This window comes from Ruegeria sp. PrR005 (assembly GCF_010500245.1).
GTDB classification, from domain to species: domain Bacteria; phylum Pseudomonadota; class Alphaproteobacteria; order Rhodobacterales; family Rhodobacteraceae; genus Ruegeria_B; species Ruegeria_B marisflavi.
Genome location: NZ_JAAGOX010000054.1, coordinates 22,539 through 36,920, shown reverse-complemented (window position 1 = coordinate 36,920; position 14,382 = coordinate 22,539). Strand labels below are relative to the sequence as shown.

Below are 14,382 nucleotides of genomic sequence, written 5' to 3'. Positions count from 1 at the left end.
GGCGCGCCCTTTCCTGTTTTTGGGACAAGTAGCAGTGGGCGGGTCCGAACGCGGCACTATTCTTGACGAAACAGTGTTGAAAGGGCGAGCCATGTCAGGATTTCTTCGAGCGTTTTCCATTACCGGCGTGATCGTCGTCACGGCGGGGGCCGCTCAGGCGCAGCCCCGACCGGGCTGGACGCCGGTGGTGGATGGCCTCGTTATGTATCAGGGCGCGGCTGATCTTTCTGGCGGCGGAGAGGTCTCGGCGACACGCAGTTTCTTGAGGGCTGGAGCCTTGTACAGGGCGGAGAATGGCGCTTCGGCCGGGGTTCTGGTCAGCTATGGTCAGGTGGATTACGATTTCTCGGGTGGCGTTGCCGCGCGCCCTTGGGGCGACATCCGTGACATCCGGGTGTCCGCGCCGTTGCGGTTTCCGGTCGGGGAGCGTGCCAGCCTGTTCCTTTCGCCACAGGTGCGATGGAACTACGAAGCTGGGGCCAGTGCGTCAGACGGGCGCACATGGGGTGTGTTCGCCGGGCTGGCCTGGCAGGTGAACGACCGATTGCGGATCGGTCCCGCGTTCGGCGCTTTTTCGGAACTGGGGGACAGTGATACGCAGGTGTTCCCGGCATTGCTGGTCGACTGGCAGATCGACGACCGCTGGTCCTTGAGCACAGGCACCGGGCTTGGCGCAACACAAGGGCCGGGGCTGTCGCTGAGCTACGCGCTGTCCGACGAGATCAAGCTTTCGCTGGGCGTCCGATCGGAAAGCGTGCGGTTTCGACTTGATGGCACCGGCCCTGCACCGGGCGGCATGGGTGAGGAAACCAGCATACCGGTCGTGCTTTCGCTGGAATACGCACCAAACCCCGGCACCCGCTTGACGGTGTTTGCGGGAGCCGAGCTGGACGGGCAACTGGTGCTCGAGAATGCGGCCGGAGCAGAGATCAGCCGGCAAAGCTATGGCGCCGCGCCGGTCGCAGGTTTCGCCTTCAGAATACGGTTCTGATGACCAGGCTGCGTAACGCGCGCCACTCCCTCGGAAAATCGGCGGCTGGACCCTGATTTCTTTGTGCCTGTTGCGCGCACAACAGGGTATGACCCCTGTTGAAAGAACAGTAAATGTGCGCCCGTCGCAAGAGCGACACCAATAGTCGCGCATGGGACATTCGTTGTCGATTACGGCCAACTGAATGGCGGGTTGGATGATAGTCGTTAAAGCAGCGGGCAGGTGCCCGGAAAGGGGAGACAGGGATGCGTTTTTCGGGCCTGCGCGTGTTGAAGGAAGGATTGACCGGCAACAAGGGATGGCGGCCACATTGGCGGGACCCCGAACCGAAACCCGAATATGACATCGTGATCATCGGCGGCGGCGGCCACGGGTTGAGCACCGCCTATTACCTGGCGCGCGACCATGGGTTGAAGAACATCGCGGTACTCGAACGCGGCTATATCGGCGGCGGCAACATTGGCCGGAACACGACCATCGTGCGCGCCAACTACTTCCTGCAAGGCAATTCCGAGTTCTATTCGCATTCCCTGAAACTGTGGGAGGGGCTGGAAGAGGACCTTAACTACAACGTGATGCATTCGCAGCGCGGCATCATCAACCTGTTCCACTCGGATGGGCAACGCGATGCGGCGGCCCGGCGTGGCAACATGATGATCAGCCAGGGCGACGACGCGATCCTCTTGGGGCGCGAAGATCTGCGCAAGATGGTGCCCTACCTCAACTTCGACGACCTTCGGTTTCCCTTGTACGGCGGCCTCTATCACCCGCGCGGCGGCACCGCCCGGCATGACGCGGTCGCCTGGGGCTATGCCCGAGGGGCCGACCAGCGCGGCGTGGACCTGATCCAGAACTGCGAGGTCACCGGCATCGATATCGAGAACGGCCAGGTCAAGGGCGTGCAGACCGTGCGCGGCCCGATCCGCGCCAAGAAGGTGGCGATGGTGGCGGCTGGCCGGTCCAGCCAGGTGGCGGCGATGGCAGGCATGCGCCTGCCGATCGAAAGCCATATCCTCCAGGCCTTTGTCACCGAGGGGCTGAAGCCGGTGATCGACAACGTGATCACCTTTGGCATGGGTCATTTCTATATTAGCCAATCCGACAAGGGCGGGCTGGTCTTTGGTGGCGACCTGGATTTCTATGCCTCTTACGCGGCGCGCGGCAACCTGCCGACGGTCGAGCATGTGATGGAGGCGGGCATGGCGCTGATGCCGATGATTGGCAAGGCTAAGGTGCTGCGCAGCTGGGGCGGGATCATGGACATGTCCCCCGACGGCTCGCCCATCATCGACAAGACGCATATCGACGGGCTTTATGTGAACTGCGGCTGGAACTACGGCGGGTTCAAGGCGGTCCCGGGCTCGGGCAGCGTGTTCGCGCATCTGATCGCGACCGGGAACTATCATCCGGCCTCGACCCGGCACCGGCTGGACCGGTTCCGTACCGGGCGCAGCATCATCGACGAAGAGGGCAAGGGCTCTCAACACAACCTGCACTGAGAGTGGAGGGGTTGGCATGAGTATTTCTGGCGAAATGAAGATGAGGGCGCGGTCATGAGGATCACCTGTCCGCATTGCGGCGAGCGGGATCACCGCGAATTCTATTACAAGGGCCACGCGCTGGCGCTGGATCGACCGGCGGCGGATGCGGGCGAGGCTGCCTGGGACGACTACGTGCACCTGCGAGAGAACCCGGCCGGGGTGACCCGCGACCTCTGGTATCACGAGGGCGGCTGCGGCGCCTGGGTCGTGGTCACACGCAGCACGCTGACGCATAAGGTGCTGGGCACCGAACCAGCATCGGAGGCGCGGGCATGAGGATCGAGGGCAAGGGGCTGATCGCGCGCGATCACCGGGTGTCTTTCACTTTCGACGGGGTGCGCTATTCGGGGTTCGAGGGCGATACGCTGGCCTCGGCGCTGCTGGCCAATGACGTGCGACTGGTGGCGCGGTCGTTCAAGTATCACCGGCCGCGCGGCATCCTGACCGCGGGCAGCGAGGAGCCGAACGCGCTGGTGACCATCGGGTCGGGCGGGCGGCAGGATCCCAACGTGCGGGCCACCGTGCAGGAGCTCTACGACGGGTTGGAGGCACGTAGCCAGAATCGCTGGCCGTCGCTCGAATTCGACCTCTTGTCGGTCAACAACCTGGCGGCGCCCTTCTTTGGCGCCGGGTTCTACTACAAGACCTTCATGTGGCCGCGCGCCTTCTGGGAGAAGCTTTACGAGCCGATGATCCGCAAGGCCGCTGGCCTGGGGGCGCTGTCGGGGCAGGACAATGTCGACCGCTACGAGCGCGCCTTTGCCTTTTGCGACCTGCTGGTGATCGGGGCGGGGCCTGCGGGGCTGATGGCGGCGCTGGTCGCGGGTCGGGCGGGCGCGGATGTGATCCTGGCCGACGAGGACGCGCGGATGGGTGGGCGTCTCTTGGCCGAGACCTACGAGGTCGATGGCAAGCCGGGCCACATCTGGGCCGAGGAGGTTCTGGCCGAACTGCGCGCGATGGACAATGTGCGCCTGATGACCCGGACCACCGTGGCGGGCGCCTATGACCATGGCACTTATGCCGCGCTGGAGCGGGTGTCGCACCACCGCGCCGACCGGGGCGCGGGCGCGCCGCTGGAATGCTACTGGCGGATCGTGGCCAGGCGCAGTGTGCTGGCGGCAGGCGCTCTGGAGCGACCCGTAGCCTTTCGCGACAACGATCGTCCGGGGATCATGACCGCAGGCGCTGTGCGCGCCTATCTCAACCGCTGGGGCGTGGCGCCGGGCAAGGCCGTCACCGTATTCGGCAACAATGACGATGCCCATCGCACCGCGCGCGACCTGATGGCCGCAGGCGTGCATGTGGCGGCGCTGATCGACAGCCGCCACGATGCGCCCGAGGTTGATGGCGTACACATGATCCGGGGCGGTCAGGTCTGTGGCAGCATGGGCGGCCGGGGGCTGGAGGCGATTACCGTGCGCCGCGCCAGTGGCGAAGAACGCATTCAGACCGATTGCCTGGCGATGTCGGGCGGCTGGAATCCCAGTGTGCACCTGACCTGCCACATGAACGGGCGGCCGGAATGGAGGCGCGATATCGCGTCTTTTGTTCCGGTACCGGGGGCCATTCCGGGCCTGCGCGCGGCGGGGGCCTGCAACGGCGCGTTTTCGACCGCGGCCTGTCTGCGCGAAGGCATCGCCATGGCCGCCGCGGCGCTGGAAGACCTGGGCATGAAGGTGCCGGAGGTCGCGACGCCGGATGCCGAGGATACGCCTTACGCTCTGGAGCCGCTCTGGGCGGTGCCGGGCAAGGGGCGGGCCTGGCTCGATTTCCAGAACGATGTCACGGTCAAGGACGTCAAGCAGGCGGCGGTCGAGAACTTCCGCTCGGTCGAGCATATGAAGCGCTACACCACGCAAGGCATGGCGACCGACCAGGGCAAGAACTCGAACGTGGCCGCGCTGGCCGTTCTGGCCGATGCCACCGGGCGGGGTATTCCCGAGACCGGAACGACCACCTTTCGCCCGCCCTATAGCCCGATTGCCATCGCGGCGCTGGGCGCTGGGGCCGAGGGCAAGGGATTCCAGCCGCAACGCTTCACCACCTCCCACAAGGCAACGGTGGCGCGGGGCGCACCGATGATCGAGGCGGGGCTGTGGTATCGCCCCAGCTATTTTCCCAAGCCCGGCGAAACCGACTGGCGGCAAAGCTGCGACCGCGAGGTGGGCTATGTGCGTAACGCGGTGGGGGTGGCCGATGTCTCGACACTCGGTAAGGTCGACATCCAGGGGGCGGATGCGGCGAAACTCTTGGATTTTGCCTATACCAACATGTTCTCGACGCTGAAGGTGGGGCGGGTCCGCTATGGTCTGATGCTGCGCGAAGACGGCCATGTAATGGATGACGGCACCACCGCAAGGCTGGGCGAGGATCACTTTGTCATGACCACGACCACCGCTGCGGCGGGCGAGGTGATGAAGCATCTGGAGTTCGTCACTCAAGGTCTCCGCCCGGAATGGGATGTGTCACTGACCTCGGTGACCGAGCAATGGGCGCAGTTCGCGGTGGCCGGTCCCAAGGCGCGTGAGGTTCTGGACGGGGTGCTGGATACGCCGCTTGATCCCACGGAGTGGCCGTTCATGTCCTGCGGCGCGGTCTCGGTTCTGGGGGTTGCGGGGCGGCTGTTCCGGATCTCGTTCTCGGGCGAGCAGGGCTATGAGATCGCGGTGCCTGCGCGCTATGGCGCCAGCCTGTTCGATATCCTGGTCAAACGGGCCGAGGCGCTGGGCGGCGGCCCCTACGGCATGGAGGCACTCAACGTCCTGCGGATCGAGAAAGGGTTCATCACCCATTCCGAAATCCACGGACGCACCACCGCCTATGACATCGGCATGGGCGGCATGGTCTCGGCCAAGAAGGACTGCATCGGCAAGACCATGTCGCAGCGTCCGGGGCTGGAAGAGTCGGGGCGCGAGCGTCTGGTCGGGTTGAAGCCGGTTGGACGCGACGGGCGCTTGCTGGCAGGCGCGCATATCTACCGCGAAGAAGCAGAGCCGAAACGGACCAACGATCAGGGCTACATAACCTCGGTCTGCCATTCGCCGACGCTGGGCCACATGATCGGGCTCGCATTCCTGGCTGACGGCCCGGCGCGGTATGGCGAGATCGTCAAGATGGTCGACGGGTTGCGAGGGGTGACGACCCTTTGCGAAGTTGTGAACCCGGTCTTCTTTGACGCAGACGGAGGGCGGATGCGTGGATAATTTGGTTGCGAAATCGCCCTGTGCGGGGCTGTTGCCACTGACAGTTGGTCGGGTCACCGCGATCGAGGTGGATGCGGGCACGATGACGATGCTGTCGCCGCGCAAGGGCCGGGCCGATGCCTTGAACAAGGCGATGCAGGCTGGGTATGGGCTAGGCTATCCAGCACCGAACAGCGCTGGGGTATCGGGTGACGTCCGGGCGATATGGTTCGGTCATTCCAGCGCCATGCTGGTCGGGGCGGTCCCGGACGAAGGATTGAGCCAGAACGCGGCCTTGGTCGATCAGTCCGATGCCTGGGCGGTGGTGCGCCTCGAAGGGGAGGGGGGCGAGGATGTTTTGGCCCGTCTCGTTCCGGTCGATCTCCGGCTGGTGTCCTTCCCGGTGGGCGCCACCGCGCGCAGCAAGATCGGGCATATGTCGGGCTCGGTCACGCGGGTCGGCGAAGATGCCTATTGGCTGATGGTTTTCCGCTCAATGGCCGAAACGCTGGTGCATGATCTCAAATCGGCCATGGAAGCGGTCGCGGCACGGGGTTAAACTCGGTCGACCAATTCGAATCCGGGAGATCACCGATGTATCGCTATGCCCTTGTTGCCGCTCTCGCAGCCTCGCCGCTGGCGGCGGCCGAGACCAAGCAGCAGAGCTGCCAGTACCAGGCCGACGTGGTGGCGTCGATCCAGCAGGCGCGGCTTGACCGGGTCAAGGAACGGGATGTGCCCGCTGCCGTGGCTGCGACCAACCCGACCTGGCCCGCGAGCTACAACAACGCGATCCCGCTGATCGCGCCCTGGGTCTATCAGCAAAAGATGGGCGATATTCGTAACAAGGACCTATCGGCGGCCTGGCTGGAACTCTGTCTCAAGCAGTAGGCCCGCGCCAATAACGCTCTTCGCTGTGGATAAGGCGCGCCGCCCGCTTGGCGCGCCGCTCTGTTTCTGCCATCCTACCCCCATGTCACTACCCCCCGGATTTCTGGATGAGCTACGCAGCCGCCTGAGCCTGACCCAGGTTGTCGGGCGCAAGGTCATGTGGGACATGCGCAAGTCGAACCAGGGCAAGGGCGACATGTGGGCGCCATGCCCGTTCCACCATGAAAAGACTGCCTCGTTCCATGTGGATGACCGCAAGGGGTTCTATTACTGCTTTGGCTGCCACGCCAAGGGCGACGCGCTGAAGTTCGTTCAGGAGACCGAGAATGTCGGTTTCATGGAGGCGGTCGAGATCCTGGCCCGCGAGGCGGGCATGCCGATGCCCGCTCGGGATCCCAAGGCGCAGGAGAAGCAGGACCACCGCAGCCAACTGGCCGAGGTGATGGAGCAGGCGGCGCAGTTCTTCCGTTTGAACCTCAATGCGGGCGGCGGCGGCGCGGCGCGCGACTATCTGGCTCGGCGGGGCCTTGGCGCGCAGGCGCTGGAGCGGTGGGAGATCGGGTATGCCCCTGACGGCTGGCAGGGGTTGTGGGATCACCTGCGTGGCAAGGGCGTGGCAGAGGACCTGATCATCGGTGCAGGCTTGGCTAAACCCTCGACCAAGGGCGGCAAACCCTATGACACGTTCCGAAACCGGATCATGTTCCCGATCCGCGACGCGCGCGGGCGCTGCATTGCCTTTGGCGGCCGGGCGATGGACCCCAAGGACAATGCCAAATACCTGAACTCGCCCGAAACGCTGCTCTTCGACAAGGGCCGCAGCCTGTTCAACCATGGTCCCGCCCGTACGGCCGCGGGGCAGGGGCAGCCGCTTGTCGTGGCCGAGGGTTACATGGATGTGATCGCGCTTTCCGAGGCGGGTTTTGGCGCGGCGGTGGCGCCTCTGGGCACGGCGGTGACCGAGGAGCAGCTGCATATGCTGTGGCGCATCGCCGACGAGCCGATCGTCGCGCTTGACGGCGATACTGCTGGCCTGCGCGCGGCGATGCGGGTCATCGACCTCGCCTTGCCGCTGCTGGAGGCCGGAAAATCGCTGCGCTTTGCGATAATACCCGAGGGTAAAGACCCCGACGACGTGATCCGCGCCGATGGACCGGCAGCCATGCAAAGCGTCCTGGATCAGGCCCGGCCCATGGTGCAGCTTCTGTGGCAGCGCGAGACCGAAGGCAGGGTATTCGATAGCCCCGAGCGCAAGGCCGCTCTGGACAAAAGCCTGCGCGAAAAGATCAAGTTGATCCGTGACCCTTCGATCCGGGCGCATTACGGGCAGGAGATCAAGGACCTGCGCTGGCAGTTGTTCCGGCCGCAGCGAACGTCGCGTGCCACGGGCTGGCAAGCCCGTGGCCAAAAGCGAAACGAAAACGCTCCCGCCAGCCCCAGCGCCCGCAGCTCGTTTCTCGCCTCGACCCAGAATGCGGAAATCCAGCTGCGCGAGGCGGCCATCCTGGCAATCGCCATCCTCAACCCGCAGGTCGTGGTGCAGTTCGAGCATCAGTTGGAAGATATGGAGTGCCACGACCCCGATCACGCAATGCTGCGGCAGGTGGTGTTGCGTCACGCCGTCGACGATCCTGACAACCTCCAGGATCATATTGAGCGGAGTTTGGGGGGGCAGGCCCTTGAAAACCTCCTGAACCTACGCCATGTCGCAGTCATACCCTGTGTGCACAAACCTGGCGATGCCGAAAAGGCCCGGATGACGCTGGCCGAGGAATTCGCGAAAATCAAGGCGCTCCGGGGGCACGAAGCTGAAGTCGACGAAGCGCGCGAGGATATTGCCGAGACCGATGACGAGGCGCTGACATACCGTGTGGGCCGGGCCGCAGAAGAGCGCAACCGCGCCAGCCGCAGCCAGAACGAGGACAAGGCGATCTTCGAAGTGGCTGACAACGGGGCCCGAATCAAACGCGACGAACGCGAGGCCTTTGCCGCCATCATGGCGGGTATCAACTTTGACCGGAAACGCCGATAAGGCGTTTTCCTAAGGAACTGGCAAAATAAAACAGGTAAACGGGTGGCCGAATCAATTCTGAGCACTAATGATTCGGCTTAACGAATCGCCCATCCCTGCAGGAGCACTGAATGGCCGCCAAGGACACCGCCGAAGACCAGAAGACCGAAGATCAGGAAGACGAAGTCTCGCTCGACATGAGCCAGGCGCAAGTCAAGAAGATGATCGCCGAGGCCCGCGAACGCGGGTACATCACCTACGATCAGCTGAACCAGGTGCTGCCTCCGGACCAGGTGAACTCGGAACAGATCGAAGACGTGATGTCGATGCTCAGCGAGATGGGCATCAACATCATCGAGGACGAAGAGGCCGAGGAGGAAGAGCAGAAGGGCTCTACCGAACTGGTCGCCACCGAGAGCAACCGCGAGGTTACTCTGGCGGGCGCGCAGACCGAAAAACTCGACCGCACCGACGACCCGGTGCGCATGTATCTGCGCGAAATGGGCTCGGTCGAGCTTCTGAGCCGCGAGGGCGAGATTGCCATCGCCAAGCGGATCGAGGCCGGCCGCAACACGATGATCGCGGGGCTTTGCGAAAGCCCGCTCACCTTCCAGGCCATCACCATCTGGCATGACGAACTTCTGTCCGAGGACATCCTGCTGCGCGATGTTATCGACCTGGAGGCTACGTTCGGCAATCAGCTGGACGATGAAGAGGATGAGGACCCGGTCGTCGATCCGTCGGCCGTGCAGACCGCCAAACCGCAGCGCGACGAGAATCCGGAGTACGACGCCGACGGCAATCCGATCTCGCGCGAGGATGACGACGAGGACGACGAGCAGGCCAACATGTCGCTGGCTGCGATGGAAGCCGCGCTCAAGGACAAGGTTCTGACCACGCTCGAGCGGATTTCGTCCGACTATGCGCAACTGTCTGAAATGCAGGACAGCCGGATTTCGGCGACCTTGAACGAGGACGGTTCGTTCTCGGCGATGGACGAAGACACCTACCAGGCGCTGCGTTCCGAGATTGTCAAGCTTGTCAACGAGTTGCATCTGCACAACAACCGGATCGAGGCGCTGATCGACCAGCTCTACGGCATCAACAAACGGGTGATGTCGATCGACAGTTCGATGGTCAAGCTGGCCGATCAGGCCCGCATCAACCGCCGCGAGTTCATCGATGCCTATCGCGGGCGCGAGCTCGACCCGAACTGGCTGGCCGAAATGGCCGAAAAGCCGGGGCGCGGCTGGCAAATGTTCATCGAACGCTCCTCGGACAAGGTCGAGGAGTTGCGCGCGGACATGGCCCAGGTGGGCCAGTATGTGGGTCTGGATATCTCTGAGTTCCGCCGCATCGTGCAGCAGGTCCAGAAGGGTGAGAAAGAGGCCCGTCAGGCGAAAAAGGAAATGGTCGAGGCCAACCTGCGCCTGGTGATCTCGATCGCCAAGAAGTACACCAACCGTGGCTTGCAATTCCTTGATCTCATTCAGGAAGGCAACATCGGCCTGATGAAGGCCGTGGACAAGTTCGAGTATCGCCGCGGCTACAAGTTCTCGACCTATGCGACCTGGTGGATCCGTCAGGCCATAACCCGCTCGATCGCGGACCAGGCGCGCACCATCCGTATCCCGGTGCACATGATCGAGACGATCAACAAGCTGGTGCGGACCAGCCGCCAGATGCTGCACGAAATCGGCCGCGAACCGACGCCCGAGGAACTGGCCGAAAAGCTGCAAATGCCGCTGGAGAAGGTTCGCAAGGTGATGAAGATCGCCAAGGAACCGATCAGCCTCGAAACCCCGATTGGCGACGAGGAAGACAGCCAGCTGGGCGATTTCATCGAGGACAAGAACGCCATCCTGCCGCTCGACAGCGCCATTCAGGAGAACCTGAAAGAGACCACGACGCGGGTTCTGGCCAGCCTCACCCCGCGCGAGGAACGCGTGCTGCGGATGCGGTTCGGCATCGGCATGAACACGGACCATACGCTGGAAGAGGTGGGGCAACAGTTCAGCGTGACCCGCGAACGGATCCGCCAGATCGAGGCCAAGGCGCTGAGAAAGCTCAAACATCCCAGCCGCTCGCGCAAGCTGCGCAGTTTCCTGGACGAATGAACAAAAGACGCCCTTCGGGGCGTCTTTTTTCTTGGCGCGGGATTGTCCTCCGAATGGCTCCGGGCTGAGCGACGAACCGCCAACGTGGTCAGAAATCCGTGAAATGCTCTGTTGATCGCCGCTTGGGCGCACTAAATTCCCTTTGATAAGACAAGGATTTCCCAGATGCTCCGCCACGCCTTTTTTCTGACTGCTCTCACCCTGACTGGCCTTTCGACACAGGCGGATGCCCTGACCACGCGGATGGGGGATCGGGTGCTGCCGGTCAATGACGCTGTGTTCGAGGTGATCCCGCGCGGCAAGCAGCGGGTCGGAGATTTCTGGTGTGCGGCCTCGGAATACGCCCGGCGCGAGCTGGGCGCTGGCTGGAACGACCGGATTTATCTGGTGCGGGGGCGGGGGCCGAGTGTTACCACCGGGCGCAAGACGGCTGTACAATTCTCGTTGACGCCCGAGGCGGTGGGCGTGACGCCGCTGGAAAACGAGCTGACCACCATCCGCACCGGGCTCAAGGTTGGCGACAACATGACCGTCAACCAGGGCAACAGCTATTGCGAGTTCGGCCCCGTGCGGCCCTGACGCTTTGAGCAGAACCCAATGCTGACCGAGTTCTCCATATCGACCCGGGGACCGTGTCTTTATGAGTTCACCCGAGAGGTGAAGCGCTGGCTGGCCGGGCGGGGCGACGGGCTGCTGACGCTGATGGTGCGGCATACTTCCTGCTCTTTGTTGATCCAGGAGAACGCCGACCCCGAGGTACAGACCGATCTGACCGCCTTTTTCGACAGGCTGGTGCCGTCCTCCGATCACCCGTCCATGTCCTATCTGCGTCACACTTATGAAGGGCCTGACGATATGCCGGCCCATATCAAGGCCGCTATCATGCAGGTTTCATTAAGTATTCCGGTGCAAGCCGGGGTGCCGATGCTGGGTACATGGCAGGGTATCTATCTGGTCGAACACCGTCGCGCGCCGCATCATCGCAAGGTCGCGGCGCATTTCGGCTGAACGCCCGGCTTGCGGCTATCCGCGCCAAGCAAAAGCTAGATATTGTTGTTCGACCCGCATCTAGCGTTCGAAAATCAGTGCTACCCAAATCCTAGCATTGGCCCTATAGTTGTGGATAAGTGAGCCGAAGCGCTCACGTGGAGGCGGAACAAGGAACGAGGAGACGGCGGATGCGCTGCCCGTTTTGCGGAAATATCGATACACAGGTCAAGGACTCGCGTCCGGCAGAAGATCACGTTTCCATTCGCAGGCGGCGGTTCTGTCCGGCGTGCGGCGGACGGTTCACCACCTACGAGCGGGTTCAGCTGCGTGATCTGGTGGTGATCAAGACCAGTGGCAAGCGCGAGGATTTCGACCGCGACAAGCTGGAACGCTCGATCCGCATCTCGATGCAGAAGCGCCCGATCGACCCCGAGCGGATTGACCAAATGATCTCGGGTATTGTGCGGCGGCTGGAGAGCATGGGCGAAACCGACATCCCGTCGAAGAAGATCGGCGAGATCGTGATGGAGGCGCTGGCTCGGATCGATACTGTTGCCTATGTCCGTTTTGCGAGTGTTTACAAGAACTTCCAGGCCGCAGATGATTTCGAGGAATTCGTTCACGAACTGCGTCCCCCCAGCCCGCCAACCGAAGAGTGACGGGATCTGACGAACGTTACATGGCTCTCGCCCTGTCCCTTGGCAGGCGAGAGCAAGGCGCCTGCTGGCCGAACCCGGCGGTGGGCTGTGTGATTGTATCCGAAGGCCGGATCGTGGGGCGCGGCTGGACCCAACAAGGCGGCAGACCGCATGCAGAGACCGTTGCGCTGGCACAGGCCGGGGCGGCGGCGCGAGGGGCTGTCGCTTATGTGACGCTGGAGCCGTGCGCCCATCATGGCAAGACGCCGCCTTGTGCCGAGGCGCTGATCGCGGCGGGGGTGGCGCGGGTGGTCTCGGCCATCGAGGACAGCGACCCGCGGGTTGCTGGCAAGGGGTTTGCGCTGTTGCGCGAGGCCGGTATCGAGGTCACGACTGGCGTTCTGGCCGATGCGGCGGCGCGGGATCTGGCCGGGTTCTTTATGAAAACCGAACAGGGACGGCCCTGGATCACCCTGAAAATGGCGTCGAGTTTCGATGGGCGCAGCGCCACTGCGACCGGAGAAAGTAAATGGATAACAGGGTCTTATGCGCGAAAGCTCGTGCATGCTATGCGGGCGCGGCACGACGCGGTTATGGTGGGCGCGGGAACCGCGCGGGCGGATGATCCCTCGCTGACGGTACGCGACCTGGGTATCGCGCGGCAGCCGGTGCGGATCGTCGTATCGCGCTATCTGGACCTGCCGTTGATGAGCCAGCTTGCCCGCACCGCGCGACAGGTACCGGTCTGGCTGTGCCATGGTCCGGGGGTCGATCCCGACCGCGCCAAAGCCTGGGAAAGCACCGGCGCCGAGCTGATCCCCTGTGCGGTTTCCGGTATGCAAATCAATGGGTTGGACCTTGTCCAGCAATTGGGTGCGCGCGGTTTGACGCGGGTGTTCTGCGAGGGCGGATCGGCGCTGGCCGCGTCGCTTCTGGCGGAGGATCTGGTGGATGAGCTGATCGGGTTCACCGCCGGGGTGGCAATCGGCGCCGAGGGGGTGCCTGCGGTTGGCGCCATGGGGTTGGAACGCCTGGCGGATGCGCCCCGGTTCCGGCTGATCGAGACGGAAAACGTCGGCGGTGACGTTCTGCACCGCTGGGGCCGCGCCTGACGGTTTGTCCTTTGTTTTGACCGTTTTGTACCGCCCCGAAAGGGGCGATTGACCGTTTTGTACAGGGTATTCCGACCCGTTTCCGAGGCCCGCGCTGCCTGTGGCTAGGCCCGGCTGCCCATCAGGATGGACCTGGCGCGCTGGTCCAGCTTTGGCGAGTTGATGTCGTAGCGGCCGACCTTGCGCATCGCCTCCATCAGTGGCGGCGTCTCGCTGAGGTAACGCCAGACGACCGGCGAGGTGAAGGGGGTGCGCTGGCGGCTGGTGATGCCAAAGGTGGTGCCGCGCAGATATTGCAATTGGCCGCGCCCGACCGGGTAGAGAACCGTTTCGACCAGCGCGTCGCGTGCCAGCGTCTGGTACTCCATCACAAAGATCCGGTTGCCGAGGATCGCGGCCCGGCCATCGTATTTCGACAGGTAGATGGTGCCGTCCTCGGGGTCGACCGACCGTTCCAGCGACCGGCTGCGGACCATGCCGTCGAACTCGTCCAGCCGGACCAGCGCACAGATGATGGAGTTGTCCCAGCTCTCGGTCAGGAAGTAGCTGAGATAGAACCCGAGGTAGCGGCGTAGTGCCAGGGTCTGGCCGCGAAAGGCGGATTCGAAACTGGGCCGGCCCGGTTGCAGGTGCCGCACTCCGGCCAGTTTGCCCGCGACCGAGGGGTGGGCTTCGAACTCGGTTGCGGGCAACAGGAACTCGGCGGGGCGGACGCCGAAATGGACCGCGATCTTGCGCATGTTTGCGGGCGAGGGGTGCGCCGCGCCGCTGAGGTATTTGTTGAACTGTTGCCGGTTCACGCCGATCTGGCGGCAGAGCGCCGAGACCGAAGCCTGGGTCGAACACAAGAGTTTGAGATTCGAAGCAAAGTCGCCCGTGTCCATAAAGGGAGTCTCCAACAGGAAG

General features: G+C 63.5%; 13 protein-coding genes. 12 read left to right on the top strand and 1 reads right to left on the bottom strand.

Going from position 1 to position 14,382, the window contains the following annotated elements:
• Window positions 1–91 precede the first annotated feature (91 nt).
• The 12 genes from G0P99_RS20285 to ribD all read left to right on the top strand — a co-directional run bounded on the left by G0P99_RS20285 (window position 92) and on the right by ribD (window position 13,476).
• Window positions 92–991, top strand: a complete 900-nt coding sequence (locus G0P99_RS20285; RefSeq protein WP_164132308.1) for a hypothetical protein — start codon at window positions 92–94, stop codon at window positions 989–991.
• 245 nt (window positions 992–1,236) lie between these two features.
• Entirely contained in the window at window positions 1,237–2,490 is a 1,254-nt protein-coding gene (locus tag G0P99_RS20280) for a sarcosine oxidase subunit beta family protein (protein WP_164132307.1), read from the top strand.
• 54 nt (window positions 2,491–2,544) lie between these two features.
• A complete protein-coding gene (locus G0P99_RS20275) occupies window positions 2,545–2,808 on the top strand; it encodes a sarcosine oxidase subunit delta (protein ID WP_164132306.1) in 264 nt (87 codons plus the stop codon).
• A complete protein-coding gene (locus G0P99_RS20270) occupies window positions 2,805–5,738 on the top strand; it encodes a sarcosine oxidase subunit alpha family protein (RefSeq protein ID WP_164132305.1) in 2,934 nt (977 codons plus the stop codon). Before G0P99_RS20275 ends, G0P99_RS20270 begins: the two co-directional genes overlap by 4 nt.
• Window positions 5,731–6,276 (top strand): sarcosine oxidase subunit gamma, encoded by a 546-nt coding sequence (locus G0P99_RS20265; RefSeq protein ID WP_370462860.1) that lies wholly within the window; start codon window positions 5,731–5,733, stop codon window positions 6,274–6,276. Before G0P99_RS20270 ends, G0P99_RS20265 begins: the two co-directional genes overlap by 8 nt.
• A gap of 35 nt (window positions 6,277–6,311) precedes the next feature.
• Complete coding sequence (locus G0P99_RS20260) at window positions 6,312–6,608, top strand: hypothetical protein (RefSeq protein WP_164132304.1); 297 nt, start codon at window positions 6,312–6,314, stop codon at window positions 6,606–6,608.
• Between the two features lie 82 nt (window positions 6,609–6,690).
• Window positions 6,691–8,640, top strand: a complete 1,950-nt coding sequence (gene dnaG / locus G0P99_RS20255) for a DNA primase (protein ID WP_164132303.1) — start codon at window positions 6,691–6,693, stop codon at window positions 8,638–8,640.
• Window positions 8,641–8,750: 110 nt separating this feature from the next.
• Window positions 8,751–10,736: an RNA polymerase sigma factor RpoD gene (gene rpoD / locus G0P99_RS20250; RefSeq protein WP_164132302.1), complete on the top strand. Its 1,986-nt coding sequence runs from the start codon at window positions 8,751–8,753 to the stop codon at window positions 10,734–10,736.
• Window positions 10,737–10,901: 165 nt separating this feature from the next.
• Window positions 10,902–11,315, top strand: coding sequence for a hypothetical protein (locus G0P99_RS20245; RefSeq protein WP_164132301.1), 414 nt, complete (start codon window positions 10,902–10,904; stop codon window positions 11,313–11,315).
• A gap of 18 nt (window positions 11,316–11,333) precedes the next feature.
• Entirely contained in the window at window positions 11,334–11,744 is a 411-nt protein-coding gene (locus G0P99_RS20240; protein ID WP_164132300.1) for a secondary thiamine-phosphate synthase enzyme YjbQ, read from the top strand.
• Between the two features lie 170 nt (window positions 11,745–11,914).
• Window positions 11,915–12,385, top strand: coding sequence for a transcriptional regulator NrdR (gene nrdR, locus G0P99_RS20235; protein ID WP_093029233.1), 471 nt, complete (start codon window positions 11,915–11,917; stop codon window positions 12,383–12,385).
• Window positions 12,382–13,476, top strand: coding sequence for a bifunctional diaminohydroxyphosphoribosylaminopyrimidine deaminase/5-amino-6-(5-phosphoribosylamino)uracil reductase RibD (ribD, locus tag G0P99_RS20230; protein WP_370462859.1), 1,095 nt, complete (start codon window positions 12,382–12,384; stop codon window positions 13,474–13,476). Before nrdR ends, ribD begins: the two co-directional genes overlap by 4 nt.
• A gap of 104 nt (window positions 13,477–13,580) precedes the next feature.
• Here the strand turns inward: ribD and G0P99_RS20225 are convergent, their stop codons facing one another.
• Entirely contained in the window at window positions 13,581–14,360 is a 780-nt protein-coding gene (locus G0P99_RS20225; RefSeq protein WP_164132298.1) for a helix-turn-helix transcriptional regulator, read from the bottom strand.
• Window positions 14,361–14,382 lie beyond the last annotated feature (22 nt).